Here is a 24,156-nt window from a genome sequence, read left to right on the forward strand (position 1 = left end):
CCACGCCGTCGGCGACGTATGTGCTGCCGTGCGCCGGCGGGCCGAGCACAACGGCGAGCACAACGGCAAGGGCGGCGAGCAGGACGGCGAGCAGGGCAGCGCTCACCGCTGCCGGGCCGGAGCCGCCCGTACGGGGGGCGGTGTGCACGGAGCGTGCCATGCGCCGTCCCCCCTTGTGTCGTCGTCGATGGCCGGGCGGCAGCGGGTCCGTCGGAGGCTGCGAGGTCCGGGCTGTGGAGTGGCAGGTGCCCCTTGAGGCACGCGACGGAGCGGCGTCGGAGCCGCGTCGGATCAGGGTTCGACGAGGCCGGCGCGGATGGCGTAGCGGGTGAGTTCCAAACGGTCACGCAGGCCGAGTTTGTGCAGCAGGTTCGCCCGGTGCCGGTGGACCGTCTTGATGCTGATGAAGAGCATCTCGGCGATCTCCTTGGAGGAGTGGCCTTCGGCGACCAGCTTGAGGACTTCCTCCTCCCGGCGCGTGAGGACCTGCTCCGGAGGCTCCTCTCCCTGCCGGACGCGGTCGAGATAGTTGCGGATGAGAGCGGTGATCGCGCCCGGGTACAGGAAGGGCTCGTCGCGCATGGCGGCCCGGCAGGCGGCGATCAGGTCACGGTCGGCCACGGACTTCAGTACGTACCCGCTGGCGCCGGCCTTCAGCGCCTGGAAGAAGTACTGCTCGTTGTCGTGCATGGTCAGCATCAGCACCCGAAGGTCCGGCTGGAGCGCGATCAGTTCACGGGCGGCCTGCAGGCCGGTCATCCGGGGCATGGCGATGTCCAGTACGGCCAGGTCGACCTCGTGGGAACGGGCCAGGGCGATGGCCTCCGCGCCGTCGCCGGCCTCGGCGACGACCTGGAGGTCCGGCTCCCGGTCGAGGATGAGCCGCACACCGCGACGCACCAGCGCATGGTCGTCGGCGAGGAGGATACGGATCACCGTCGCGTCGTTTGCGGTCACGGCTGCTCCCTGAGAACGGGCTGAGCGGGCTGAGCGGGCTGAACGGGTACGGTCAGCCGGACCTGCGTACCGGCCTGCGGCTGGGAGGTGACCTCCAGCGTGGCCCCGATCAGCAGGGCCCGCTCGCGCATCCCCCGGATCCCCGCGCCCTCACGCGCGACTCCCGTCCCCCGGCCGTCGTCCGCGACGGCCAGCACCACCGTGCCGTCGGCGAGGCGCAGGCTCACCGACACCCGGTCGGCCTCGGCGTGGCGGGCGACGTTGGTCAGGGCCTCCTGGGCGACGCGGTACAGCACCAGTTCGCTCTGCTCGTCGAGATCGGGCAGGGGCGCGTCGAAGTGGCGCACCACGCGTAGCCCGGTGTGGGTGGCGAACTCCGTGGTCAGCGAGGTCAGCGCGCTGACCAGGCCGAGATCGTCCAGGACGCCCGGCCGTAGCCGGCGTACCAGGCGGCGCACCTCGTCCAGGCCCTCCCGGGTGATCTCCTGCACCTGGTGCAGCTCGCCGCGCAGGGGTTCGTCCGCCTCGTCCGCCGCCCGTTTCAGTCCCAACAGGATCGCGGTCATGCTCTGGCCGACCTCGTCGTGGAGCTCCTGGGAGATCCGGCGTCGCTCGGCCTCCTGCGCGAGCAGCGCCCGGGCACTGCTGGTGGCGCGCTCATGCTCCAGCCTGTCCAGCATGGCGTTGAACGTGCGAATCAGCTCGGCGATCCCGCCGTGTCCGTGTTCCGGCAGCCGCTGCCCCGGGCGCAGCAGGTCGACGGTGGTCATGAGCTTGGTGAGCCGGTCCAGAGGGGCCAGGCCGATCCGCAGCAGCGCCGCGTTGGCGATCAGCATGACCACCAGGCCCGCCACGAGGATGACCGCTTCGGTCAGCAGGACCGGTACGGACACGGTCACCGGCGCCCACAACAGCAGCGCGGTCGCGGTCCCGAGCACCACGGCGTTGAGGGCGAAGATCCGCCAGAACAGGGACACCGCGATGAGGCCTTTCTCTGTCTCTCCGTGACACGGCTTTGTCTACAGTGTCGGTCACCGCGGACTCCGAGCACTCCTCGCGGCCACTGCTCCGGACCGGCTGAGGCCAGCCTGCCCGCGGTCCGCTGATCCGTCGATGGGCTCCAATGCCCATTTCCGCGCCGTGTGCCTACGTACGCCCTGGTCAGCCGCCGGATCGGCGCCCGCACGGGCCGTGCTCGCACCCGTGCGGGTCCACCAGTCACTTCCATGCGGAACCGCTGCTGATGGAGCTGGGCGCGGTGAGGGCGTGGCCGAGGACGACACTGCCCATCCGCTACCGGCTGGGTCCCCGGCAGTCCCGCCACGTGGACACCCATGTACCACCCGGGTGACGCCCGGGGCGACGAACTCGTCACGGGCGTGGGCGTCGACCTGCCGAAGGCGCTGACGCCGCTTCCCGAACGCCGGGTGCGACCGTTGCTCGGGTGCGGCCTCTCCGGGCGCGAGGGCATGGGCGCCGTGCTCGCGGAGTTCCTCACCGGGCTGTCACACCAGGCGCGAAGGCTCAAGCCGTGTGACGCCGCACCGTCGGGGGCCGTCGTGGTCGACCTGGTCTGGGCCTGGCTCGCCCAGGCGTCCGGCACCGGTGCGGCGCTGCCGCCGGAAACCCGACGTCGGGCCCTTCTGCGGCGGTGGGGGACGTCCACAGATCCTTTGCGGAGGATCGACAGACGGTCCCGGGAGGGCAACAATTCATGATCATCGACTACGGATGGACGGATTCAGCGGCATGACCGAACCCGTGAAGGGCCCCGCCAGTTACTTCCCCTCGATAGAGAAGAAGTACGGCCGACCGATCGCCGAGTGGAAGGACTTGATCCGCTCCTCACCCCTGACCAAGCACATGGAACTCGTCGCCTGGCTCAAGACCGAGCACGACATGGGGCACGGCCATGCCAACGCGCTGGTCGCGCACACCCTCGCCGAGGGCGGCGGAAGGTGAACCGCGCCTGGCTCATCCGACCCACCTGACCCCGAGCAGGGGAGCCGTGGCCTCTCGCGTGCTCAACCGCGGGAGGCCACGGTGTTTTACGAAGAGCCCCCGACGGCTCGCCGCCAAGGGCGCCCGCGAGCGCGGCCGTTCAGGCTGTGGCGTAGTCCGCGAGCGACGGCTCCAGCATGCCGAAAGCGCTGTCCGCCTCCGCGATGACGGTGGTGGAGATCCGGGCGTTGTCCTGTCCGGCGAGGGTGAGTTCCTGGATGCGCTGGAACAGGGTGCGGTGCACGGCGCCGAGCAGGGCGGCGGCCGTGCGGGGGGCGATCTCGCCGCGGGGGGTGCCGGTGGCGTCGGCCAGGGCGTCGGCCAGGGCGGCCTCCCGCAGGTCGTGCAGGTCGCGCAGCCGGGCCGAGAGGGTGGGGCTGTCGGCGATCATGCGCGCGAAGTCGGGCCCGGAGAACCCGGCGACCGGGTCGGTGCCCGCGGCCGCGTCGGTGAAGGCGCGGCGCAGGGCGGAGAGGGCCGATTCACCGGCCTGACGGCCGCTCACCGTACCGGCCAGTGAGGCGATGAAGGCGTCCTGGTGGTCCAGGACCAGGTCCTCCTTGCGTGAGAAGTAGTTGGTCACCGTCTTCTTCGCCACGCGCGCGGCGGTGGCGATCTCGGCGATGGTGGTCCGTTCGAACCCCTGGGCGAGGAACAAACCGGTGGCGACGTCGGAGATGAGCTGCCGGGTCTCCTGCTTCTTCGTCTCCCGCAGGCCGGGAAGGGTCGCGGACGGGGTGGCGTCAGTAGTCATGGGGCAATCTTACACTCGTAGCATTCTTATGTTGACAGCTTTCGTGTGCTCAGTCTAAATTTACGTCCGTCGCAAGTTTTACCCGAAGTGAAGAACGGATGCACCGCATGCCCGCACCCCGCCCTGCCCGCTCTTACGTCACGTCCGTCACGGTCGGTCCGGCCCGGGCCGGTAGCCGGCGTCCCGTCCGCGCTCTGCCGGCCCCCGCCCGGCGCCTCCCGCCGAAGCCCCCCAACCTGCCGCGCCGCTCCGGTTACTGACCAGCACGCACCCGCCGCGCACTCACCGCTCCCGGCACCCGTACTCCGCCTCCCGGAAGACAACGAGGAGAAGCACCTTGCAGATCACCGCGTCCACCGTCTCGCTCACCGTCGACGACGTCACCGCGTCCCAGCGGTTCTTCACCGCCCACCTCGGCTACGTCGAGCAGGCCGCCGCCGAGGGATTCGCCTCCCTGTCGCGGGACGACGCCGCGATGGACGTCGTCCTGCTCGCACGCGGCACCGAAGTGCTGCCGGCCGACCAGCGCGATCAGCGCGCCTCCGGCCTGATCCTCGCCTTCACCACCACCGGCATCGACACCGAGGAGAAGCGGCTGCGCGCCGAGGGCGTCGAGATCACCATGCCGCTGCGCGAGGAACCCTGGGGAGAGCGCCTCTTCCAGGTCACCGACCCGAACGGCGTGATCGTCCAGTTCGTCGAGTGGGTCACGCCGACCGCCTAGGCTGTCGCCCGGGCCGGCCCGTCGGCCGGTCGGGGATCAGGGGGACGACAGTCCGATGCGCAGTACCACCGAGGTGTTCCAGCCGCTCCATGCGGACGACCCTCCCGTCGTTGCCGGATACCGCCTCGCGGCCCGGCTCGGCGCGGGGGGCATGGGGCGGGTGTACCTGTCGCACACCCCCGGCGGCCGCCCGGTGGCGATCAAGGTGGTGCGGCCCGAGCTGGCCGACGACCCGGCCTTCCGGCGGCGGTTCCGCCGGGAGGTGGAGGCCGCCCGCCGGGTCAGGGGCGCCTACACCGCGGAACTCGTCGACGCCGACACCGACGGCGTACCGCCCTGGCTCGCCACGCTGTACGTGCCCGGGCCGTCCCTCACCGAAGCCGTCGCCCGGCGTGGTCCGCTGCCGGTGTCGGCCGTGCTGTGGCTGATGGCCGGCGTGGCGGAGGCGCTCCAGGCGGTCCACGCCGCGGGGATCGTTCACCGGGACCTCAAGCCGTCCAACGTCCTGCTGGCCGCCGACGGGCCGCGGGTGATCGACTTCGGTATATCGATCGCCGCCGGCCTCTCGTCCCACACCGCCACCGGATCCACCGTCGGTACGCCCCACTTCATGGCCCCCGAGCAGGCGGTCGCCGGTGAGGTCACCCCGGCGACCGACGTCTTCGCCCTGGGGCAGACGGCCGCCTTCGCGGCGCTGGGTGAACCGCTGTACGGGGACGGCATCGCGCCCGTCGTGCTGTACCGGATCGTGCACGAGGAACCCGACCTGACTCTGCTGCCCGAGCCGTTGCGCCCGCTGATCGCCCGGTGCCTGGCGACCGATCCCGGGGAGCGGGCCACCTTGGCGGAGGTCGTCGAGTGGTGCCGACGACAACTGGACGCCGACGCCGACGCCGACGCCGCCGACGCGGACACCGGCACGGGTGCGAGAACAGGCGCCGACGCGGGCGCCGGGCCGGCCGTCTGGCGCGAGGTCACCGGACCCGAGGCGGCCGTGCCGCAACCGGTGCCCACCCCCGTGGACCCGTCGACCGCGGCCCCCACGCTGTTGCTGAGCCCCGCCCGGCGCAGGGCGACCCGACGGCGTACCGCGCTGATCACGGTCGCCGCCGTGACGGCGGGCGCACTGGTGCTGACGGGCCTCACCTGGCTCGCCGGGGACCGGTTCGGCCTGCGCGAGCGAGCCGCGGGCGCACCCGCTTCGACACCCGGTCCGACGAAGTCCGCACCGGCCGAGACGCCGCGGTCCGGCAACCCCGCCTCCGGTAACCCCGCCTCCGGCGTCCCCCGGGCGTCCAAGCCGGCCCCCAACGCCCTCGCGGCGTCGGGCGCCGACGTGCTGTCCCCGGTGTGGCTGGACGAGAAGAACTCCCTGAACCTGCGTGAGCCGAGGCTTCCCAAGGACCGCAGGGGTGAGATCCGCCTCGACTGCGAGGACGACACGGACTGCGCGCTGCGGAGCGACACCAGCGTGTTCGTGCAGCTGTTCAACGGGAAGACCGCCTCCCTCGCCGCCTGCCGTCACCTCCTCACCGGCGCCACCGGCTCCGAGTACCGCACCTGGTCGCTCGCGGCGGCGGACGCCGGCACCCAGCTCTGCGTCAAGAACGCTGCCGGCGACATCGCGGCCCTCACCATCCAGGTCAAGCAGACGGCCCTACGGGAAGCCGCCTTCCTGCAACTGGGCATGTACGTCTGGGAGGACGCGGCCTGAGGTCGTGGCCCGGGCCGGCGCACACCGGCCCGGACGACGCGCGACGGCGGCACTGTGTGTTCGACGTCCGGCGCCGGCCCGTCACGAGGACGTACGCGAAGCCCCTGCCGACGACTTGGCCGCGACGCGGGCGAGGACGAGGGCCACGAGGGTGAGTCCGCCGAGCGCCGCCGCCGTGCCGGCGAAGCCGCCGAGGGCCAGGCCCACGCCGCCCAGGCCGGCGCCCGCGAAGACGCCGAAGCTCATGCCGGCGGCGTTGACGCTCAGCGCCGCGCCGCGCAGCGACCCGCAGCGCCGTACGAGCGACGTGGTGACGCAGGCCGCGACCGTCGCGTGTCCGGCGCCGACCAGGGCTGTCAGGGGCAGGGCCAGCCAGAGCGAACGGGCGAAGAAGACGGCGACCAGCGCGACCAGGGCCACGATCAGCGCCAGCGTCATCAGGCGTTCCGCCGGGACCCTTGACCGTTCGGCGCTCAACACCCGGCCGGCGAGCAGGTTGCCCAGGAAGAAGGACGTGCCGCTCAGCGTCCACACCAGTGCGAAGGGGCCGGGTGCGAGCCCGAACCGCTCGTCGTAGAAGGCGGCGAGATAGGCGAGGTAGCCCATGAACGCGGCCGTTCGCAGCATGGCGATCGCGAGGAGCGGGACGACGCCGGGCACGGCCGCCAGGAGCCGGAACGACTCCAGATAGCCGGGCCGTTCCGCCGCCCCGGCCACCTCCGCCCCCGGCTTCCGGCGGCCGCGCAGGAGGAAGTACAAAGCCAGTACGGAGCAGAGCGCGGCGATCGCCCACAGGTCTCCCCGCCAACCCCACACCAGGGCCGGCAGCGCCACGAGCGGCGCGGCGAGGAGCGCGGTCAGCGACTGGGTGGCCGTGATGAGGGTGGCGGCACGGCCCGCCGCGGCGTCATCGTCGAACCGGTCGGCCGCGGCCGCGGTCAGCGCGGGGTTCAGTACGGCCGTTCCGGCGCCCACCAGCAGGCAGAACGCCGCGAGGAGCAGGAACTCGCCGCTCGCGCCGAGCGCCGCCGAGACCGCGAGCACGGCCAGCCCGCCCGCGGCCGCCCACTCCCGGCGTACGCGGTCGATCAGCGGTGCCAGCGCGGTGCCCACGGCGAGGGCGGCCAGGCCGCCCAGACCACGCAGCTGACCCAGCGCGGCCACACCGCCGCCGGACGCGTCGGCGAGGGGGACGAGGAAGGTGCTGTAGATGGTGAAGGGCACCAGACCCACGGCCGAGGCCAGCATGAACGGCCACAGGACACGGGTCATCGCCAGATCACCGGGCACGGTGCCGGTGCCGGTGCCGGTGCCGGTGCCAGTGGCAGTGCCAGTGCTGGGGGCGGGGACGGGTGCCGCGCCGGTACTCACGGCCGCCGAGGGGCCCTTGGGCTCGCTGCTCATATCCGCTCCGCCCGGTACCGGTAGAGCGCCGTCTCGTCCGCGCTGAACTGGGAGAAGGGGAACGGCTCGGCGGACAGCCCGGTCACGCCGGCGCCCAGGAACGCCCGCGCGACGGCGCTGCCGGTCTGGGCGTACACCACCAGCGGGATCCCGTGCTTGCGGCAGTGCTCCAGGATCCGGTCGAAGCTGCCGTTCATCAGGGTCATGCCGGTGGCGACGACCGCGTCGGCCTCGGCGAGCACCTCGGCCATGTCGTCGGTGACGGGGTCGCCCCAGTTGGTGGTGCGCAGGTTGAAGTCGCAGGGCAGGGGGACGCCGCCCCGCTCGCGTATCGCCGCGACCAGTGGGTTGACGACGCCGATCAGCGCGACCTTCGCCCCGGGGGCGGTGTCGAGGAGCCCGGCCACGGCGGCGTCCCTCGCCCCGGCCCGCGCCTCCGGCGTACCGGTCGGCAGGGTGACCGTCTCGGCGTCCTCCGCGTCGCGGTGCGGCCGCACCCGTCCGAGGTAGGCGTCGAGCGCGGCGATGCGTACTGGCGCGGACTCGTGCCGTATCAGGGTGTCGAGGGTGTGCCCGGAGGCTTCGGCGCAGAAGTCCGGGGTGAGGTCGCCGGGTTCGAAGGAGCAGGCACCGAAGGCGTCCCCGGAGCGGAGGAGCGCGTACTGGTTCCGGTACGTGACCTGGCTCCCGGCCAGCCGGGTGGTGTGGTGGACGTAGAAGGCGCTGGTGACGGCCAGTTCGCCGGGGAGCGGGCCGAAAGCGCCCTCCAGGACGGCTTCTCGCAGCTCCGGTATGGACTGTGGCTGTGCAGGAGACATGGCGGTTCCTTCTCGGGTGTACGTGGAGGGGAGAGGACGACGGGGGGTGGGAAAGGGGTGGTCAGGGCAGGTCGGTCAGCCGCTCGGCGCGGTACGGCAGGTCCGCCAGTTCCGGGCGCCCGGCCGGCTGGAAGCACAGCAGCAGCGAACGCCGGTCCCGGTCCGTCCGGTTGGGGCCGGAGCGGTGCACGAGCAGCCCGGGGAACATCAGCACCGACCCGGCCGGAGCCTCCACGGTCACCGCCCCGCTCACATCGGTGCGCGCGGCGTCGACCAGCAGGCCGGTGGGCTCGGACCGGTCACGCGGTGCGGGTCCGGCCAGGTGGCTGCCCGGCACGATCTCCAGGGCGCCGTTGTCGGAGGTGACGTCGTCGAGGAAGACCATCGCGGTGGCGACGTCCCGCGCGCTGGGGCCGGCGCAGCAGTACCAGAACGGGTGGTCCTGGTGCCAGCGGAACTCCGAACCGACGCCCGCGCGCTTGAAGTTCAGCTTGGATGTGAAGCCGCCCAGGCGTTCGCAGCCGACGATCCGGCGCATCGGAGCCGCGATCCGCTCGTCGTTCCACAGGGCGCCGAGCGACGGGTGCAGTGGGGTGACGGGCGAGAGGCTGCGTACGGCGGGCGGACGGGCCTCCGGTTCCCAGTGGACGGTGGTGCCGTCCACCCGTTCCAGCCGGTGCCCGTCCGGCCATACGGTGACGTCGGCCCGTGCCGCCGGCGCCCTCCCGGTCACCCGTGCGAGCACGGACTCGGCCGCCTCGCCCAGGGCCGCCGTTTCGACCGGCCCCAGGAGCCGTGGCAGGAGGACGAAGCCGCGTGCGAGCTGCTCGTCGAGGGACGGGGGTGGGGTCGGGGGCAGGGACACGGGAGTCACCTTCCGGTCGAGCGCGGGGGTACGGGGGAGGGGGAGCCGTATGAGCCGGACACGGCCTAGGCCGACTCGGCCACCAGCACGGGCGCCCCGCGCAACAGCGCGCTGTCGGCGGGCGGCCAGTCCATGGCGGACCAGGGGTGCCGGAGCTCGTCCTGCGTCGTCACCTCGTGGGGGAGCAACGCGCCGAGGCCCTTGGCCCCGGCATGGTGGGCGTAGGCGCTGTCGACGTAGCGGTGGCCCGTGTCGGCGGCCAGGAACACGTACGTCCGGTCGGCGTCCCGCCCCCGAACCCGCCCGCGTTCCCGTTCACGCTCCCGTTCACGCCCCCGCTCCCGCTCCCGCTCCCAGAGTGTGGCCAGGTACGCGGCGCCCGCCGACAGGCCGGCGAAGATGCCACTGACCCGCAGGAGTTCGACGGCGCCGGACATGGCGTAGTCGAAGTTGACCCAGTGGATGCGGTCGTACAGGTCGTGCCGGACGTTCTGGAACGGGATGGAGCTGCCGATACCTGCGATGATCATGTCCGGGTCGGACACGTGCTCGGCGCCGAAGGTGACGCTGCCGAACGGCTGTACGCCGATGAGCTTCACGTCACGCCCCGTCTCCCGCAGGTACGTGGCGATGGCGCCGGTGGACGCGCCGGTGCCGACACCGCCGACGAGCGACAGGGGGCCCTCGGGGACCTCCTTGCGGATGAGGTCGGCGACGTCGCGGTAGCCGAGGTAGTGGATGGAGTCGTGGTACTGCCGCATCCAGTGGTAGTGCGGGTTCTCGCGCAGCAGTTCGCCGATCCGCTCGACACGGAGGTTCTGGTCCAGGCGCAGGTTCCTGGACGGCCGGACCTGTTCGAGCGTGGCGCCGAGGATCTCCAGCTGGACGCGCAGGGTGCGGTCCACGGTCGTGGAGCCGACGATGTGGCAGTTCAGGCCGTAGCGGTGGCAGGCCAGGGCGAGCGCGTGGGCGTAGATGCCGCTGGAACTGTCGACCAGGGTGTCACCGGGCTCCACCTGCCCCGTCTCCAGCAGGTGGCGTACGGCGCCGAGCGCCGAGTAGAGCTTCATGGTCTCGAAGCGCAGACAGATCGCCCCCGGTGGGACGGTCACCACGTCCGGTACCTTGACGGCCTCGGCTATGTGCGCGTGCATGTCGTCGTCCTCCCGGTCAGGCGGCGTCGTGCCGGATGAGCTTGAACAGGTACGCCTGGCAGTTGTCGCCCTCCCAGGTCTGGCGGTGCAGGACGACGGGCCGGAACCCGGCGTCGACGGCGTGGCCGACGATCCGCCTGAGTTCGGCGGTGTTGGACACGACCAGGTGGACCTCACCGTCCGGCGCGAGCAGATCGCGGGTGACGATCTGGTCGAGGAAGCGCAGGACGATCCCGGCGCCCACGCAGACGTTGCGGACCACGGTGGGGTCCTCGCTGGTCCTGGTGCTGACGGCGGGCGGGTTGAAGGTGATGACGTCCAGCCGGGCGGTGTCGGGGAAGTCCTCGAACAGGTTGGACACCAGCGGCCGGAAGACGGTGTCCGTCCGGTCGCCGACGATGTCCCGGTAGTGCGCGGCGGCCGTCGCCACGCTGTCCGGGTGGACGTCGGCCGCGTAGACCTCCCGCGCCCCCAGGGAGCCGGCGATCACGGCTTCGACGCCGAGGCCGGCGCCCATCGCCGCGTACGAGCGGCCCTTGACGGGGATCGTGCCGTCCAGCAGACGGTCGTGGACGATGCGGCTGGTGTCGCCCGGCGCGAACACGCCCGGCGGGAGTGTGAAGGTCCAGCCGTTGTACGCGTACGTCCGCTCGGTGTGGATGTCGGACGTGGAGCCGCTGTTGATGGCGAGGATCTCCTCCCGGGGCAGCGTGTCGGGCAGGGAGGCCAGCAGCGCGTGGGCAGCGTCCTCGGACGCGGCGCCGCCGACTGCGGTGCGGTCGGTCATGGTTCCTCCGTGATCGGATGGAGAGGGGGAAGTAGGTCGTTGCGGGCACCGGACACGTGGTGGCCGCGACGCTCGGCCCGGAGAGTGCGCAGAGCGCGCGGAGAGTGCGCGGAGCGCGCCGCTTGCGCCGTGGGCTAGGACGGGTGCGAGGCCGCCCGGTCCGCGCCCGTCCGGCCCGAGGCCGTGTCCGCGACCGCCCGGCCCGCGCCGAGGTCCATCGCGTCGACGAGCCGCCGGGTGAGCGCGGCCCGGGGCGCGCGCAGCACCTCGTCGGGGGCGCCGGTCTCGACGACGCGCCCCTCGTCGATGACGACGACGTGATGGGCGACGGCGGCGAGGAGCCCGAGATCGTGGCTCACCCACAGCAGCGCGGTGCCGTGCTCCTCGCGGAGCCGGGCGAGTTCGGCGAGGACCGCCGAGGTGGCGGCCGGGTCCAGGGCCGTGGTGATCTCGTCGCAGACCAGGACGTCGGGTGCCGCGACGACCGCCCGGGCCAGCGCCGCCCGTTGCAGCTCGCCGCCGGACAGGCCGGCGGGCCGGCGCCCGGCGGTCTCCGGGTCGAGCCCCAGGCGGTCCAGCAGCCGCAGCGCGTCGGCGCGCGCGTCGTCCGGGGCGCGACCGCGGAGCCGTACGGCGGTACGGGCCACCTGCTCGGCCACCGGACGCCGCTCGTCGAACGAGCCGCGCACCTCCTGCCACACGTACTGCACGCGCCGCTTCTGCTCGCGGGTGCGCCGCCGCAGGACGGGCAGGGCCACGCCGTCCAGGAGCACCCGGCCGCGCTGCCGCTCGTGGAGGCCGGCGACGCAGCGGGCCAGGGTCGTCTTGCCGCTGCCGGACAGGCCCGCGACACCGACGCAGGCCCCGGCCGCCAGACGCAGGTCCACCGCGTGCAGGACGGGGCCGCGGCGGTGGCTTCGCAGGTGCGCGGAGAGCGCGCGCACCTCCAGCACCGGCGGCCGGCCGGGGTCGCGGGGGCGGTGGCGTACGACGTCGGGCCGCGGCCGGACGGGCAGGGCCTCGGCGGGAGTGCCCGAGGCCACCACCCGGCCACGGCTCAGGACGACCACGTGGTCGGCGAGGGCCCGCACCAGGTCGTGGTCGTGGCTGAGCAGGAGCAGGCCGAGGCCCTCGCGGGTGAGCGAGGCGAGTTCCTCCGCGAGCCGCGTGCGGGCCACCGTGTCCAGACCGGTGCTGGGCTCGTCGAGGACCAGGATCCGGGGGCGGCACACCAGGGTCTGGGCGAGGGCGACGCGCTGCCGCTGGCCGCCGGAGAACTGGTGGGGGAAGCGCCGCTGGACGTCCCGCCCGGCAGGGAGCTGCGCGGAGCGGAGCGCCTCCGCCACCACGTCCGCCGGCGGGGACGCCGGGTGGTGCAGCCGGGCCAGTTCGGCGAGGACGGCGCCGGTGCGGCGGGCCGGGTTCAGTGTGCTTCCCGGGTGTTGCGGCATGTACGCCACGACCCGCCCGGGCACCGAGGCGGCCCTCGCCGTGGGGCCGAGGCCGTCGACGACGGTGACGCCGCCGACGGTGACCCGGCCGGTCAGCCGTACGCCCGGTCCCGCCTCGCCCAGGAGCGTGAGGGCGGCGGTCGTCTTGCCGCTGCCGGACGGGCCGACGAGCGCGGTGACGCGTCCCGCGTACAGGTCGAGGTCGACCCCGTCGAGGAGCACGGTGTTCCCGGCGCGTGCGGTCAGGTCGCGGACGGTGGCGAGCGCGGTGGGTCCGCCGGTGGGGGTGGTGAGCGCGGTCATCGGGCGGGCTCCTTCCTCTGCGTGAGGGGGCGGGAACGGGCGAGCAGGCGGTCGGCAAGCAGGTTGAGCCCCACCGTGAACAGGACGAGCATCAGGGCGGGCGCCAGCACCGCCCACGGCTGGAGCAGGAGCCCCTCCCGGCCGCGCGCGATGCTCACCGCCCAGTCGGGTGCCGTCGGACTCAGCCCGAGCCCCAGGAAGTTGGCCGATCCGACGAGGAAGACCGCGAGGGTGACCCGGGTGCCGAAGTCGGCGGTGACCGGGCCGAGCGCCGAGCGCGCGACGAACCCGAACTGGATGCGGCTCCACGACTCGCCCTGGAGCCGCAGCGCCTCGGCGACCGGACTGCTCGCCGCGTCCAGCGCGGCCGCCCTGACCAGCCGGGCGACCGGCGGCACGTTGACGGCAGCGACGGCGAGCGCGATGGCGACCGGTGAGCCGCGCCAGCCCACGGCGACCACACTGATCACCAACAGGGTCGGGAGCGGCAGGAGCACGTCCAGCGGCCGGATGAGCAGTTCGTCCAGCCACCGCCGACGCGCGGACGCCGCGAGCAGGCCGGCCATCCCGCCCACCAGGTAGGCGAGTACGACCGCGCCCAGGGCCATGCCCAGCGCGCTGCGCCCGCCGTGGAGCAGCAGGGCCAGGACGTCGCGGCCCAGGGCGTCCGTGCCGAGGAGGTGTTCGCCGTCGCGTGCCGCGTAGGGGGCGGCCAGCCCGGCGGCGGGCGCGTCGGCGAACAGCGGCCCCAGCGCGGCCGCGCCGAGCGGCAGGGCGAGGAGCACGGCGCCGACGGGCGCCCGCAGGGAGCGGACCACCGCACGGGCATTCATCGGAGGACCTCCGTACGCGGGACGAGGCGGTGACACAGCAGGTCCGCCGCGAGGCTGAACAGCAGGGCCGCGACGGCGACCACCAGGGCGAGGCCCTGCACGGTGGGTACGTCCCGCGCCTCCACCGCCCGGACGAGCGCGGTGGCCACCCCGGGCACGGCGAAGACCGCCTCGACGATCAGGACGCCGCCGACGAGGTTGTCGCCCACCCGCGCCAGCTCCTGGATGCCGGGGACCGCCGCGTTGGGCAGTACGTGGCGCAGCAGCAGCGTCCGGCGCGGCACGCCCAGGCGCCTGGCCTGCACGACGTACCCCGCGCCGAGGACGGAGACCACGCCCGCCCGCACCTGCCGGGAGAGCAGGCACACCACGCGCGCGGCCACGACCGTGACCGGCAGGACCAGCAGCGCGGGTTCGGCGAGCAGGTCGCCCGCCTCGACGCCCACCCATGTGGCGGGCAGCAGGCCCAGCTTGAGCGACAGCCCGGCGACCAGCAGCAGGGCCAGCACGAAGTCGGGTACGGCGTTCAGGGCGAGGGTGACGGAGGTGACGGTACGGTCCAGGCGGCCGCCCTCGCGCAGACCGGACGCCACGCCGAGGAGCACGGCCACGGGCAGGACGACGGCGAGCGTCACCGCGCCGAGCACCAGGGTCGTACCGACGGTGTCGGCGAGGATGTCCCGTACCGGGCCGCCGCTGACCAGGGAGGTGCCGAAGTCGCCGGTGGGCAGGCCCGCCGCCCAGTCGGTGAACCGCTCCACCGCCGGGCGGTCCAGGCCGAGTTGTTCGCGCAGCGCCGCTACCTGCGCGTCGGTGGCGTCCTCGTTGTTGCGGACGTCGGCGGCGTCACCCGGCAGGAGGGCGGTCAGGGCGAAGACCAGCACCGCGAGCAGCGCGAGCTGGGCGGCGCCGAGGGCGAGCCGCTGGAAGGCGTACCCACGCATCGTCAGGCCAGCCACACCTTGTCGAAGCGGGCCGAGTGCAGGGTGTTGGGCGGGGCGGCGTCCATGCCGCGGACCCGGGACGAGACGGCGTTGAGCCAGTCCGGGTGGCCCCACACGAGCAGTCCGCCCTCGTCGTGCACCGTGCGCTGCAACCGGCCGTAGAGCCGGGTCCGTTCGGCCTCGTCGGTGGTGGACCGGGCCGTGGCGAAGGCCGCGTCGAAGTCCTTGCGGCGCCAGGCGGAGGCGTTGAAGGCGGAGGTGCTCAGCAGCCGGTCGTTGAGGTAGTTGGGGATGGTCATCGCGCCGGAGCGGTGGCTGCCCATCACCCCCTTGGTGAGCTGGTCCTTGAAGTACGTCTCGGACGAACCGGTGGTGACCTTCACCCGCAGTCCGGCGTCGGCGGCCTGCTCGGCGAAGAGCGTCGCGGCCTCCACGAAGCCGTTGGCCACTGATGAGGTGTAGAGGGACAGCGTCCTGTTGAGCACGCCCGCCTTCTTCAGCAGCGCGCGGGCCTCCTCGACGTCACGCGTACGCTGCGGGACGTCCTCGGGGTAGTACTGGTAGCCCTTGCCGAACATGTCGTTGCCGACCACGCCCTGTCCGGCGAGGACGACCTGGACGAGCTTTTCGCGGTCGGCGAGCAGTTTGAACGCCAGGGTCACGTCCGGGTCGTCGAAGGGTTCCTGGTCGCACTTCATCACGATGGCGTGGGCGGTGCTGCCCTTGGCGGCCAGGACCCGTACGGATCTGTCGGCCTGGACGGTCCGCGCGAAGGTGGGCGTCATCTCGTAGCCGAACTCGGCTTCCCCCGCCCGCAGGGCGTTGCCGCGGGCGTCGGCGTCCGCGGCGAGGACGTGCAGCTCGTCGACGTACGCGCCGCCGTCCCAGTGGTCGTCGAAGCGCTCGGCGACGAAGGAACGCCCGGCCTGGAAGGTCTTCAGCCGGAACGCCCCGGTGCCGGCCGGGCGGGCCGGGTCGGCGTACCGGGAGCTGACGACGGCCGTGCCGAGGGTGCCGAGGAGGGCGGGGAACTCGGCGGTGGGCCGCTTCAGGGCGACCTCGACGACGTTCCCGCCCGCCGCGCGGCTCTTCTTGAGGTCGATGACGGACAGCAGGCCCTGCGCGAAGTGGGTGGTCGCCTTCGGGTCGAGGATGCGGGCGAAGGTGAAGAGGACGTCCTCGGGCGCCAGCGGCTTGCCGTCGTGGAAGAGCGCCTCGCGGAGGGTGAACCGCCACACGGTGGCGTCGGCGTTGGACTCCCACTTCGCGGCGAGGCGGGGTACGGGCGCCATGGTGGCGTCCAGCTCCACGAGCCGGTCGAACAGCGCCTTGGTGCGGGCCATGTCGATGGCCAGCGACTCGGCGTGCGGGTCGATCGTCTCCTGCTCGCCGCCCCCGGTGAACAGCGCCCGGAACCGGCCGCCCCGCCGCGGCTCGCCGCCGCCGGCGGCCTCGTCCGTGGCGCCGGGGCCGCCGCACGCGGTCAGGGCTATGCCGCCCGCTGCGGCGCCGGTCAGGGCGAGGAACTCTCGGCGGTTCCGGAAGATCGACATGCTGCTCCCCAGGCTCACGTGGTGGACCCCGCACCACGTCCGCAGGACGGCGCGGAGGAGTGCGGGGCCCGAGCAGCATCCAATAGATGAAAATGATTGTCAATCTCGTCTGACGGTTGGTTCGATCTCGGCCGAAGCCTGGTTCCCGGCCCCCTCGTGGAGAATCACCGGATGCGCATCCTGATCGTCACGGCCGGCTCACGCGGAGACGTCGCGCCCTACACGGGCCTGGGGCAGCGCCTGACGGCCGCGGGCCACGAAGTCGCCGTCGCCGCCCACCCGTGCTTCGAGACACTCGTCCGCGGCTGCGGACTCGACCACCGACCCGTACCGGGAGACCCGCAAGCGCTGATCGAGGACTGGGCCAGGGCGGCGTCGCGGGCCGAGACGCAGGCGCTGACCAGGGCGTACGCGGACGGGCTCGCCGACGGGGTGGCGCAGGCCGCGGCGGGCGGAGCCGACCTGCTGCTCACCGCCTTCGGCCCGGCACCGCTCAGCCGGGCGGCCGGCGAAGCGCTGGGCGTCCCCGTCATCGGCACCTACCTCGTACCGTCCCACCCGGCCCGGAACTCCTAGGGCGTGTTTCGAAAGTCCCGTCTGGCCGGGAACGCCCGGCACGCACCCTCGCGGCGTTGTCGGCCGTCGGCGCAGCCCGCTGCGCTCTCCGACCTCCGCCTTGCGATCGCACGCACCAGACGCCCCCGGCCCCGCCCTCCGGGCGGACGACGCTACTTTCGAAACACGCCCTAGCCCAGGCACCCGGGAGCAAGTAACCGGCCGGTAGCTTCAAGAGCGCTCGGTTGCCGCTTCGGGCAGGGCGTTGACGCGGTTCTCGTACTCGCGACGGGCCTTGCGCTGCGCCGGGACGGCCTGCGCGCCGTCGAGGGGTTGGCAGCGAGCGAGGAGCTCGCGGTGGACGGACGGTGCGGCGGTCACACGGAGGATGTAGCCCTGGCCGCGCCGTACGGTCATCCCGTCGGCCAGGGCCGAGCGCTGGTCGCCGGGCAGGCCGGCTTTGCGGAGGAAGTCGGCGACCTTGCCGGGCATGTAGAGGATGACGGGCAGTTCCGGCGCCGGAACCGGCCTCGGTACTGGTGTGATCGCCTAATCAACTGTCGCCGGTTTCCCCGAGGAACCCAGCCAGCTGGTGACCGATTGTGGTCGCCAGCGGCGTATCGCTCCAGGTCCTCCTGGTCTCGTTGCGGAGCCAGGTGGTGGTCTTGTTGTGGTAGCCGAGCGAGTCCGCTACGACGGCGCGGGATTTGGCATGGGGCCGGAGAACAGCTGCGAATGGGGGGTGTTAACTTCCTTCCCGTGGCGGAGCACCAGGACGAGACCAGGGCGGCCTACGACGGGGTCGTCGAGCTGTATGCGTCGATGTTCGCTAATCGGCTGGAGACGCAGCCGTTCTCGCGGAACATGATCGGCATCTTTGCCGAGCTGGTGCGCGGGACGGGGAACCTGCGGGCGGCCGATGTCGGCTGCGGGCCCGGACATCTGACGGCCATGCTGCACGACCTCGGGCTGGATGCCTTCGGGCTGGACCTCTCCCCAGCCATGGTCGACCATGCCCGGCGGGCCCATCCGGAGCTGCAGTTCGACGAGGCACGGATGGAGGCCCTCCCAGTTGAGGACGGCGCGCTCGGCGGAGTGCTGGCCCACTACTCGATGATCCACACCCCTCCTGGGGAACTACCCGCGCTGCTTGCCGAGCAGGCGCGTGTCCTGGCACCAGGGGGCCTGCTCCTGGTCTCGTTCTTCGCGACAGACGGGCCCGAGCCGGTCCGCTTCGACCACAAGGTGACGCCCGCTTATAGCTGGCCGGCGGACCGGTTCGCCGAGCTGCTGGCCGGGGCCGGGCTCGTCACATTCGCCCGGCTGCTCCACGACCCGGCCTCTGAGCGGGGCTTCCTCGACGCCCACTTGCTGGCCCGCCTCCGCTAGAGCATGGCCTTCTACTGGTGCGCTCGCTGTATTCAACTGTCGCCAGGTCCCCGTGGAGCCCAGCCTGCTGGTGACCGTGTGTGATCTCCAGCGGCGTATCGGCTCCACGTTCCGCCGGTCTCGTTGAGCAGGCGAGTGGTGGTCTTGTTGTGGTAGCCGAGGGCGTCCGCGACGACGGGGCCGGGTAGTTCGAGGAGTTGCTGTCGGATGGCGGCACCGCGGGCAGCGGCGGCCGGAACCCCGACCTCGTTCAGGAGCGCGGACAGGTGGTCGGGGCGAAACGGCTGGCCCGCCCGGCGCCCGGGGAAGAGCCAGCAGGATGCAGGGTTGGTAGCAGTGTTCATGTTGTCGCGGTTTGCGATGTGCTCCAGCAGCAGCGCGGCGACCGGTGCAGGAACGGGCGAGGCTGGCTCGCCGAGCCGTAGAAGCACGGTGTCGCCGTCGCGGATCAGGTCGTCGACGCTGAGCCGGACGATAGGGCTTACGGGCTGTGCGTAAAGGAGGACGATGACTCCGGCGGCTCGGAGACGCATGGGTATCTCCGCGTCGGTCAGCAGCCGGCCAAGGGCATCGAGGCGCTCGTCCTCGCTCAGCACGGCCCGCCGGGAGACCTTCATCGCGGGGATGGAGAGGGCGCGTCGGCAGCGGCGGCTCTGCATCGCCCAGCTGAGGAAGGCTCGCAGGCAGGTTCGGCTGTGCTCGGTGTTCCCGGCCCACCAGGCGTCGATGTCGATCTGGCCGCAGGACGCGAGGGTGCTGCTGCGCTCGCCGAGCCATTGCAGAAATGCGGTCGCGTACTTGATCTGCTCGGCGGCGAACCGTCGGACGCTGGGTGTGATGTGGCTTCGCTCGGCGCGGGCCCGCAGCCGAGGAAGGACACGCCAGGTCGCGAACAGCTTGATCGTCTTGACGTGCTCGGCGTCGGCGATGCGGGCCAGATGCCCGGGAAGCCAGCGTTGGAAGGAACACAGGTACTTGTCGACCGCGGGCAGGCCGCCACGGCGGGCCGTCGTCCGCCCTTGCTGCCCTTGGCCTCGGCGGCACGCAGGCCGTCGTACGTCAGCTCGCGCTGGAGGTCACGCTGGAGTTCGCCGGCGGCGGCGAGGGTCTGCACCATGAACTTCACGGTGGACAGCAGCTCGCCGGTGCTCGGGTGGCGGGCGGTGAGGTCCATCGCGGAGAACGCTCCGTCGTGGATGCGCAGGGCGAGCTGGTCGCGGTGCAGGACTTCGAGGACGTCGAGGATGTGGCCGGTGCCGCGCACGAGGCGGAACATCTCGGAGATGTGCGCGGTGTCGCCCGGCCGCGCGTAGGTGAGCAGTTCGCGGAACTTGGGGCGCTGGAGCGGGTGGAGGCGGCTGGAGGTGCCCGGATCCTCCTCGAAGACGACCGGGTCCTCGATCCCGGCCTCGGCGAGGACGAGGTCCTGGCGGGCGGTGGACTGCTGGTCGGTCGAGACCCGCTTGTAGACCAGGTTCGCCACCGAGGGGCCCCTTCCGTACGGAGGATCGGACCCTATCTGTCGTCAAACCCTGTCAGCAATCACCATCGGATCTGATTGGATTCGGGCCGCCATGAACCCCCGTATTCCCGGAGGTCATTGGACACGTCGGCCGCCTGTCGTCAAACGATCGTCTGACGACACTTCGCCCATGTCACGATCAGGGGCGCGACGGTGCGGGCATCGCCGCCAGCAGGGTGTCGAGTTCGGACTGCATAGCGTGCGGGAAGCCGATGAAGAACTTGTTGACCAGGGGCACGGCCCAGCGTGCCTTGCTGGCGATGTTGTAGACCCGCAGCGTCACTCGGGTGCCCGTGCGCTCGGGCTGCAGGGCGTACTCCCGGCGGGCCCACCAGGATCCCTGGGCGCCGACGCATGTGTCCGACTCGTCCACGGCGACGTAGCCGTCGGGGACCTTGGCCACCAATGCTCGTCGTACCTGTGCGGGCGGCAGATCTACGTATCCGGTGGCCTCGGCCAGCAGCTTGCGGTTGTTCTGGGTTGTCCCTGCGGGTGTATGCGGATGTGCGTTGCGGATGGTCATGTGCGTCCTGTCGCCTGAGGCGGTGGTGGTGTGCTGGGGGTGCGGCCGTTGCCGAGTATCCGCTGGAGGGTTCGGCGCGGCATGGTGCGGGTGACAGCGGCGAAGACGGTGTTCTTCTTGCCGGAGATGATGGTGGGACGATGGCGGCGTTCCAGGGCTGCAATGGCGGTGGCCGCTACCTGCTCGGGGGTTTGCACCATGACGGCCGGCACCTGATCGCCCGTATGTGGCTGGGACTTCGTGGCCGTCATGCCAGGACACAGCCCCATCACATAGACCCCGCGTGGTCGTTGCTCGGCCCACAGCGACTCGGAGAACGAGGCCACGAACGCCTTGGTGGCGCTGTAGATGCTCAGCTGCGGCATGGGCGCGAACGCGAGCGTGGAGGCCACGTTGATCAGCGCATCTCCCGATCGGGCACCGTTGAGGAAGGCGTGCGCCAAGGTCACCAGGGCATCGCAGTTCAGCCGGATCATGGATGTGGCCTGCTCCGCCGACACTTCGACGAACGGTCCGGCAGCGGCCGCGCCCGCGTTGTTGACCAGCAGGTCGTAGCGGGATTTCTGCAGTTCCTGCCGTACGCGCCGGCATCCCGCTTCCGTGGCCAGGTCGGCGGCGAGGGCGTGGTGGCCAGGGCCGAGCTCACCAGCCAGCGCGTCCAGGCGTTCCTGGCTGCGGGCCACCGCGGTGATGGTGTATCCGCTCGCGGCAAGCCGGCGTGTCAAGGCCCTTCCGATGCCCTCGCTGGCGCCGGTCACCAGCGCCCTGCGTCGTCCGGTCATCGCTCGGCCTGCGGCTTGGTGTCGGGCGAGAAGATGAAGGAGATGCGTTCCATGACGGGCTTGCGCTGGGTGTTGTGGAAGGCTGCCACCCGCCACTGCTCGTCCGCGTCACGCACCAGTGTGTAGGTCTGGACCTTGGACAGCTTGTCCGGCTTGTCGCCGGTGTAGTCGTCGCCGCGGCCGGTGATCACGGCCGTATCCGGGGTGAGGAAGCGGACGTCGAGGTAGGTGCCGGCGAGCTTGCTGCCTTCGAGGAAGTCGTCGAAGAGGGCAGCGTGGGAGTCGGTGATGTCCTTGCGGCCTTCGTAGTGGCTGCCGACGAAAGTGGTGTAGGTGGCGTCCTTGGTGAACTGCTTGCCGTAGGCATCGGCGTCGTTGCGGTCCCATGCCTCGATGAGGGAGTCCATGACGGCGCAGACGGCGGCATGGTCTTGGTGCGTGGCGTGAGTGCCGGTGGGGGTCACCTTCATGCAGTCCGCCTGGCCGGTTTGGTGCACATCGGAGGTGGTCTTGAGCCAGAGGTATCCGCCTCCAGCGGCCACGGCCACGGTCAGCGCCGAGATACCCAGCGCTCGTTTGAGGCGCCTTCGGCGCGGCCGGGCTGAGGGCGTGGGGGAGATGGTGTCGTGGGCGGGCGTGGCTGTGTGTTCAGTGGTCATCAGGGTGCTCGCTTAGGTTTCTGAACCGTTCCGGGTTCGGTGGAGACTCGATTCCGTGAAAGGAGTGAGTCATGGCACGTCCCTCCTCCTACCCTGCTGAGCTGTGCAAACGAGCGGTCCGTATGGTCGCCGAAGTCCGTGGTGCCTACCCGAACGAGTCGGCTGCGTTGCGGGCGGTCGCGCAGAAGCTCCGCATTGGTTCCGCCGAGACGCTGCGCAATTGGGTCAGGCGGGACGAGGTCGACTCCGGGCAAGCTGAGGTCTCCACCCAACCCGGAACGGTTTATTCTGTGGGTTGGGTTTGCCTGGTCGACGGTGTACTCGGATCACCGCCGGGCCGTCTTGCGGCTGTCCGGTCGTTTCTGTGCGCAGTCGGGATTACCGCTGGGCGGCGGGGATCAGGCCGGGTGCGGTCTTGAAGGAGATCGCCTCCATCAGCGGCTTGCGTTTGGTGTTCTGGAACGCCGCGATGCGCCACTGGCCGTCCGCCTCGCGGACCAGCGTGTAGGTCTGGACTTTGGAGAGCTTCTCCGGGCGCTTGCCCTTGTAGGTGTCGCCGCGGCCGGTCACCACGGCGACATCCGGTGCCGGGAAGCGGACGTCGAGGACCTCGTCCGCCAGCCGGGTGCCCTTGAGGTACTTCGCGAAGAGGACGCGGTGGCTGTCGGCTATGTCCTGGCGGCCCTGGTAGTAGGTGCCGACGAAGGTGACGTAGGTCGCGTCGTCGGTGAAGGGCGCCGCGTAGGCGTCGGCGTCGCGGCGGCGCCAGGCGTCGACGAGCGAGTCGATGACGCCGGTGACGGCCTGCCGGTCATGTTCGGTAGCCATGGTGTCTCCCTTTGATAGGCTACAAGGTATCTGCACAAGGACATTATCTGCATGCGTGCAGATTTAACCGTAAGGGATGGGCGGAACAGTGGCAAATCGTGGAAATCCCCGCGAGGGGGAGATCTTCCGCGCCTACCTAGACGCGGTGGGCCTGCACAGCATCGCCGCAGCCACAGCCGCCGGACTGCAGGCCACGGAGTGGTACGCGTTGAGCCAGCTTGCCCTCGCCGACGGGCTCACCTCCGGGCAGCTGTCGGAGCGCACCGGCCTGACGACGGGGGCGACTACCCGCCTAATCGATCGCCTGGAGCGCGCCGGCTATGTCCGCCGGGCCGCCGACCCCGCGGATCGCCGCAAGGTCATCGTCAAGCCGGTATCCGAGGCCCTGGCAGGCATCGCCGCCCTGGTCGCACCCGCCCGCCGCACCATCGCCGCGGTCCTCGACCGCTACACCCCGGAGCAGCGGGCAGTGCTGTTCGACTACTTCGAGCACGCCGCCCCGGCCTTTCGAGAAGCCACCGAGCAGATCCGAGCTGGGAACGTCACGCCATCCTGACGCGTCCTGCCATATCAGCGAGTTCCGCAGCGACGCCGCCCCGAGAGAAGCCGTGGGCCTCGCGCTACGTGCGCGTCGGGGACGGCGGATCAGCCCACTGCCGACGATCTGTACCTCAAGATCGGTGATGGCCTGCTCGGTGAAGCAGCCTCGCTGCTCAACGCCTCGGTCAGCGCGGCTTCGTGGTCGATCGTTCGGCGGCATCCGCCCGGGTGCGGGGACGGGGCACTGTGAGGCCCAGGTCGAGGCGCTTGTCCATAACGAGGCGGAAGGTGCCGTACGGGTTGACGTTGGACCAGAACAGCGCGGTCAGCCCGCGCCGGTCCTCCTTGCTCTTGATGGGCCGGGTGAGCGTGGCGCCGAGGGCCGGCCACCCGGCTGCGCGCCCACCTCGGACTGCCTGCCGACGCACACCCGGCACCGGAGGTCCGCCCGGTCTTCCACGGCTTCAGCCCGCAGGTGGTGCCGCGCCCCGAGGACTGGCCGTCCTGGGCCGGCGCGGCGGGCTACTGGTGGCCCGCGCGCCCGACGGGCTGGCAACCGCCCGCCGTACTGCTCGACTTCCTCCAGGCCGGCCCGCCCCCGGTGTTCATCGGGTTCGGCAGCATGGCGCCGGGGGAGGGGGACCGGCTCAGCGAACTGGTGGCCGCGGCAGTGCGACGGGCGGGCGTGCGCGCGGTCGTGCAGGCGGGGTGGGCCGACCTGGCCGGCCGCGGCGACGACGTCCTGACCATCGGTGACGTCCCCCACGACTGGCTGCTGCCGCGCACCGCCGCCGCCGTCCACCACGCCGGAGCGGGCACCACCGCGGCCGCCCTGCGGGCCGGCGTGCCCGCCGTACCCGTCCCCGTCATGGCCGACCAGCCCTTCTGGGCGTCCCGCCTGTGCGCCCTGGGAGTCGCCCCCCGCTCCCTGCCGTTCGCCGAACTCACCGCCGACGCCCTCGGCGACGCGGTCACGGCATGCCTGTCCGACCCGTCCCACCGCCACCGCGCGACCCGCCTCGCCCGCGCGATCGCCACGGAGGACGGCGCCGCGCCACTGCTGGCGTGGATCGACGCACACGCGTCCAGGTGAGCC

Annotated in this window: 28 protein-coding genes and 1 pseudogene; 9 read left to right on the top strand and 20 right to left on the bottom strand. The window is 71.9% G+C overall.

Annotated features, from left to right (window positions below; genetic code table 11):
* Positions 1-291: 291 nt before the first annotated feature.
* Positions 292-957 carry a response regulator gene (locus EIZ62_RS29370; protein ID WP_156695690.1) on the bottom strand — a complete coding sequence of 222 codons (666 nt, stop codon included), beginning with the start codon at positions 955-957 and terminating at the stop codon, positions 292-294.
* Positions 954-1,934: a HAMP domain-containing sensor histidine kinase gene (locus EIZ62_RS29375; protein WP_156695691.1), complete on the bottom strand. Its 981-nt coding sequence runs from the start codon at positions 1,932-1,934 to the stop codon at positions 954-956. Before EIZ62_RS29375 ends, EIZ62_RS29370 begins: the two co-directional genes overlap by 4 nt.
* 357 nt (positions 1,935-2,291) lie before the next feature.
* Between EIZ62_RS29375 and EIZ62_RS29380 the strand changes: the two genes are divergently transcribed.
* On the top strand, positions 2,292-2,675 hold the full coding sequence (locus EIZ62_RS29380; RefSeq protein ID WP_156695692.1) for a hypothetical protein: 384 nt from the start codon (positions 2,292-2,294) through the stop codon (positions 2,673-2,675).
* 31 nt (positions 2,676-2,706) lie between these two features.
* Positions 2,707-2,919: a DUF4287 domain-containing protein gene (locus EIZ62_RS29385; RefSeq protein ID WP_156695693.1), complete on the top strand. Its 213-nt coding sequence runs from the start codon at positions 2,707-2,709 to the stop codon at positions 2,917-2,919.
* Positions 2,920-3,058: 139 nt separating this feature from the next.
* On the opposite strand, the gene EIZ62_RS29390 is transcribed toward EIZ62_RS29385, so the two are convergent.
* Positions 3,059-3,712, bottom strand: a complete 654-nt coding sequence (locus EIZ62_RS29390) for a TetR/AcrR family transcriptional regulator (RefSeq protein WP_156695694.1) — start codon at positions 3,710-3,712, stop codon at positions 3,059-3,061.
* A 337-nt stretch (positions 3,713-4,049) separates the two neighbouring features.
* Between EIZ62_RS29390 and EIZ62_RS29395 the strand changes: the two genes are divergently transcribed.
* Both EIZ62_RS29395 and EIZ62_RS29400 read left to right on the top strand, forming a co-directional pair.
* A complete protein-coding gene (locus tag EIZ62_RS29395) occupies positions 4,050-4,436 on the top strand; it encodes a VOC family protein (protein WP_156695695.1) in 387 nt (128 codons plus the stop codon).
* 55 nt (positions 4,437-4,491) lie between these two features.
* Entirely contained in the window at positions 4,492-6,150 is a 1,659-nt protein-coding gene (locus EIZ62_RS29400) for a serine/threonine-protein kinase (protein WP_156695696.1), read from the top strand.
* 81 nt (positions 6,151-6,231) lie between these two features.
* On the opposite strand, the gene EIZ62_RS29405 is transcribed toward EIZ62_RS29400, so the two are convergent.
* The 9 genes from EIZ62_RS29405 to EIZ62_RS29445 all read right to left on the bottom strand — a co-directional run bounded on the left by EIZ62_RS29405 (position 6,232) and on the right by EIZ62_RS29445 (position 16,262).
* On the bottom strand, positions 6,232-7,554 hold the full coding sequence (locus EIZ62_RS29405) for an MFS transporter (protein WP_208828090.1): 1,323 nt from the start codon (positions 7,552-7,554) through the stop codon (positions 6,232-6,234).
* Positions 7,551-8,372 carry a Rossmann-like domain-containing protein gene (locus EIZ62_RS29410; RefSeq protein WP_156695697.1) on the bottom strand — a complete coding sequence of 274 codons (822 nt, stop codon included), beginning with the start codon at positions 8,370-8,372 and terminating at the stop codon, positions 7,551-7,553. Before EIZ62_RS29410 ends, EIZ62_RS29405 begins: the two co-directional genes overlap by 4 nt.
* A gap of 61 nt (positions 8,373-8,433) precedes the next feature.
* Positions 8,434-9,237, bottom strand: coding sequence for a phytanoyl-CoA dioxygenase family protein (locus EIZ62_RS29415; RefSeq protein WP_208828092.1), 804 nt, complete (start codon positions 9,235-9,237; stop codon positions 8,434-8,436).
* 65 nt (positions 9,238-9,302) lie between these two features.
* Positions 9,303-10,391, bottom strand: a complete 1,089-nt coding sequence (locus EIZ62_RS29420; protein ID WP_156695698.1) for a pyridoxal-phosphate dependent enzyme — start codon at positions 10,389-10,391, stop codon at positions 9,303-9,305.
* A 16-nt stretch (positions 10,392-10,407) separates the two neighbouring features.
* Positions 10,408-11,178 carry a class I SAM-dependent methyltransferase gene (locus tag EIZ62_RS29425; protein WP_156695699.1) on the bottom strand — a complete coding sequence of 257 codons (771 nt, stop codon included), beginning with the start codon at positions 11,176-11,178 and terminating at the stop codon, positions 10,408-10,410.
* Positions 11,179-11,312: 134 nt separating this feature from the next.
* Complete coding sequence (locus EIZ62_RS29430) at positions 11,313-12,932, bottom strand: ABC transporter ATP-binding protein (RefSeq protein ID WP_156695700.1); 1,620 nt, start codon at positions 12,930-12,932, stop codon at positions 11,313-11,315.
* Positions 12,929-13,765 (bottom strand): ABC transporter permease, encoded by an 837-nt coding sequence (locus tag EIZ62_RS29435; RefSeq protein WP_156695701.1) that lies wholly within the window; start codon positions 13,763-13,765, stop codon positions 12,929-12,931. Before EIZ62_RS29435 ends, EIZ62_RS29430 begins: the two co-directional genes overlap by 4 nt.
* Entirely contained in the window at positions 13,762-14,709 is a 948-nt protein-coding gene (locus EIZ62_RS29440) for an ABC transporter permease (protein WP_156695702.1), read from the bottom strand. The genes EIZ62_RS29435 and EIZ62_RS29440 overlap by 4 nt, the downstream gene beginning before the upstream one ends.
* A gap of 2 nt (positions 14,710-14,711) precedes the next feature.
* The gene (locus EIZ62_RS29445) at positions 14,712-16,262 is read right to left on the bottom strand and encodes an ABC transporter substrate-binding protein (RefSeq protein ID WP_156695703.1); all 1,551 of its coding nucleotides are present in this window, start codon (positions 16,260-16,262) and stop codon (positions 14,712-14,714) included.
* Positions 16,263-16,433: 171 nt separating this feature from the next.
* Between EIZ62_RS29445 and EIZ62_RS29450 the strand changes: the two genes are divergently transcribed.
* Positions 16,434-16,838: a glycosyltransferase gene (locus EIZ62_RS29450; RefSeq protein WP_156695704.1), complete on the top strand. Its 405-nt coding sequence runs from the start codon at positions 16,434-16,436 to the stop codon at positions 16,836-16,838.
* Positions 16,839-17,048: 210 nt separating this feature from the next.
* Here EIZ62_RS29450 and EIZ62_RS29455 read toward each other — a convergent pair whose 3' ends face one another.
* Positions 17,049-17,309 (bottom strand): hypothetical protein, encoded by a 261-nt coding sequence (locus EIZ62_RS29455; RefSeq protein WP_244376009.1) that lies wholly within the window; start codon positions 17,307-17,309, stop codon positions 17,049-17,051.
* A gap of 267 nt (positions 17,310-17,576) precedes the next feature.
* On the opposite strand from EIZ62_RS29455, the gene EIZ62_RS29460 reads away from it, so the two are divergent.
* Positions 17,577-18,206, top strand: coding sequence for a class I SAM-dependent methyltransferase (locus tag EIZ62_RS29460; protein WP_156695705.1), 630 nt, complete (start codon positions 17,577-17,579; stop codon positions 18,204-18,206).
* A gap of 32 nt (positions 18,207-18,238) precedes the next feature.
* On the opposite strand, the gene EIZ62_RS32610 is transcribed toward EIZ62_RS29460, so the two are convergent.
* The 5 genes from EIZ62_RS32610 to EIZ62_RS29485 form a co-directional block, all read right to left on the bottom strand.
* Positions 18,239-18,823 carry a site-specific integrase gene (locus EIZ62_RS32610; protein WP_244376011.1) on the bottom strand — a complete coding sequence of 195 codons (585 nt, stop codon included), beginning with the start codon at positions 18,821-18,823 and terminating at the stop codon, positions 18,239-18,241.
* Entirely contained in the window at positions 18,820-19,689 is an 870-nt protein-coding gene (locus EIZ62_RS32615) for a recombinase family protein (RefSeq protein ID WP_244376013.1), read from the bottom strand. Before EIZ62_RS32615 ends, EIZ62_RS32610 begins: the two co-directional genes overlap by 4 nt.
* Before the next feature lie 178 nt (positions 19,690-19,867).
* The gene (locus EIZ62_RS29475; protein WP_156695707.1) at positions 19,868-20,251 is read right to left on the bottom strand and encodes a hypothetical protein; all 384 of its coding nucleotides are present in this window, start codon (positions 20,249-20,251) and stop codon (positions 19,868-19,870) included.
* Positions 20,248-21,033, bottom strand: coding sequence for an SDR family NAD(P)-dependent oxidoreductase (locus EIZ62_RS29480; protein WP_156695708.1), 786 nt, complete (start codon positions 21,031-21,033; stop codon positions 20,248-20,250). Before EIZ62_RS29480 ends, EIZ62_RS29475 begins: the two co-directional genes overlap by 4 nt.
* Positions 21,030-21,692, bottom strand: a complete 663-nt coding sequence (locus EIZ62_RS29485) for an SgcJ/EcaC family oxidoreductase (protein WP_156695709.1) — start codon at positions 21,690-21,692, stop codon at positions 21,030-21,032. The genes EIZ62_RS29480 and EIZ62_RS29485 overlap by 4 nt, the downstream gene beginning before the upstream one ends.
* Before the next feature lie 71 nt (positions 21,693-21,763).
* Between EIZ62_RS29485 and EIZ62_RS32620 the strand changes: the two are divergent.
* Positions 21,764-21,946: pseudogene (locus EIZ62_RS32620) on the top strand (IS3-like element ISMyma3 family transposase); the annotation flags it as partial.
* Between the two features lie 124 nt (positions 21,947-22,070).
* Here EIZ62_RS32620 and EIZ62_RS29490 read toward each other — a convergent pair.
* Positions 22,071-22,520, bottom strand: a complete 450-nt coding sequence (locus EIZ62_RS29490; RefSeq protein ID WP_156695710.1) for an SgcJ/EcaC family oxidoreductase — start codon at positions 22,518-22,520, stop codon at positions 22,071-22,073.
* Between the two features lie 145 nt (positions 22,521-22,665).
* Here EIZ62_RS29490 and EIZ62_RS29495 point away from each other — a divergent pair, with 145 nt between their 5' ends.
* A complete protein-coding gene (locus tag EIZ62_RS29495; protein ID WP_341873988.1) occupies positions 22,666-23,076 on the top strand; it encodes a MarR family winged helix-turn-helix transcriptional regulator in 411 nt (136 codons plus the stop codon).
* A 169-nt stretch (positions 23,077-23,245) separates the two neighbouring features.
* Here the strand turns inward: EIZ62_RS29495 and EIZ62_RS29500 are convergent, their stop codons facing one another.
* Positions 23,246-23,488, bottom strand: a complete 243-nt coding sequence (locus EIZ62_RS29500; RefSeq protein WP_156695711.1) for a hypothetical protein — start codon at positions 23,486-23,488, stop codon at positions 23,246-23,248.
* Between the two features lie 50 nt (positions 23,489-23,538).
* Between EIZ62_RS29500 and EIZ62_RS29505 the strand changes: the two genes are divergently transcribed.
* The gene (locus tag EIZ62_RS29505) at positions 23,539-24,153 is read left to right on the top strand and encodes a glycosyltransferase (protein ID WP_244376015.1); all 615 of its coding nucleotides are present in this window, start codon (positions 23,539-23,541) and stop codon (positions 24,151-24,153) included.
* Positions 24,154-24,156 lie beyond the last annotated feature (3 nt).

Origin of the sequence: Streptomyces ficellus, from assembly GCF_009739905.1 — a bacterium.
GTDB lineage: Bacteria > Actinomycetota > Actinomycetes > Streptomycetales > Streptomycetaceae > Streptomyces > Streptomyces ficellus_A.

Bases quoted from the DNA above. Each gene is read 5' to 3' on its own strand.
- EIZ62_RS29380 (WP_156695692.1), top strand. From the start codon at position 2,292: ATGTACCACCCGGGTGACGCCCGGGGCGACGAACTCGTCACGGGCGTG.
- EIZ62_RS29385 (WP_156695693.1), top strand. From the start codon at position 2,707: ATGACCGAACCCGTGAAGGGCCCCGCCAGTTACTTCCCCTCGATAGAG.
- EIZ62_RS29390 (WP_156695694.1), bottom strand. From the start codon at position 3,712: ATGACTACTGACGCCACCCCGTCCGCGACCCTTCCCGGCCTGCGGGAG.
- EIZ62_RS29400 (WP_156695696.1), top strand. From the start codon at position 4,492: ATGCGCAGTACCACCGAGGTGTTCCAGCCGCTCCATGCGGACGACCCT.
- EIZ62_RS29405 (WP_208828090.1), bottom strand. From the start codon at position 7,554: ATGAGCAGCGAGCCCAAGGGCCCCTCGGCGGCCGTGAGTACCGGCGCG.
- EIZ62_RS29410 (WP_156695697.1), bottom strand. From the start codon at position 8,372: ATGTCTCCTGCACAGCCACAGTCCATACCGGAGCTGCGAGAAGCCGTC.
- EIZ62_RS29420 (WP_156695698.1), bottom strand. From the start codon at position 10,391: ATGCACGCGCACATAGCCGAGGCCGTCAAGGTACCGGACGTGGTGACC.
- EIZ62_RS29425 (WP_156695699.1), bottom strand. From the start codon at position 11,178: ATGACCGACCGCACCGCAGTCGGCGGCGCCGCGTCCGAGGACGCTGCC.
- EIZ62_RS29430 (WP_156695700.1), bottom strand. From the start codon at position 12,932: ATGACCGCGCTCACCACCCCCACCGGCGGACCCACCGCGCTCGCCACC.
- EIZ62_RS29435 (WP_156695701.1), bottom strand. From the start codon at position 13,765: ATGAATGCCCGTGCGGTGGTCCGCTCCCTGCGGGCGCCCGTCGGCGCC.
- EIZ62_RS29440 (WP_156695702.1), bottom strand. From the start codon at position 14,709: ATGCGTGGGTACGCCTTCCAGCGGCTCGCCCTCGGCGCCGCCCAGCTC.
- EIZ62_RS29445 (WP_156695703.1), bottom strand. From the start codon at position 16,262: ATGTCGATCTTCCGGAACCGCCGAGAGTTCCTCGCCCTGACCGGCGCC.
- EIZ62_RS29450 (WP_156695704.1), top strand. From the start codon at position 16,434: ATGCGCATCCTGATCGTCACGGCCGGCTCACGCGGAGACGTCGCGCCC.
- EIZ62_RS29455 (WP_244376009.1), bottom strand. From the start codon at position 17,309: ATGCCCGGCAAGGTCGCCGACTTCCTCCGCAAAGCCGGCCTGCCCGGC.
- EIZ62_RS32610 (WP_244376011.1), bottom strand. From the start codon at position 18,823: ATGAAGGTCTCCCGGCGGGCCGTGCTGAGCGAGGACGAGCGCCTCGAT.
- EIZ62_RS29475 (WP_156695707.1), bottom strand. From the start codon at position 20,251: ATGACCATCCGCAACGCACATCCGCATACACCCGCAGGGACAACCCAG.
- EIZ62_RS29480 (WP_156695708.1), bottom strand. From the start codon at position 21,033: ATGACCGGACGACGCAGGGCGCTGGTGACCGGCGCCAGCGAGGGCATC.
- EIZ62_RS29485 (WP_156695709.1), bottom strand. From the start codon at position 21,692: ATGACCACTGAACACACAGCCACGCCCGCCCACGACACCATCTCCCCC.
- EIZ62_RS29490 (WP_156695710.1), bottom strand. From the start codon at position 22,520: ATGGCTACCGAACATGACCGGCAGGCCGTCACCGGCGTCATCGACTCG.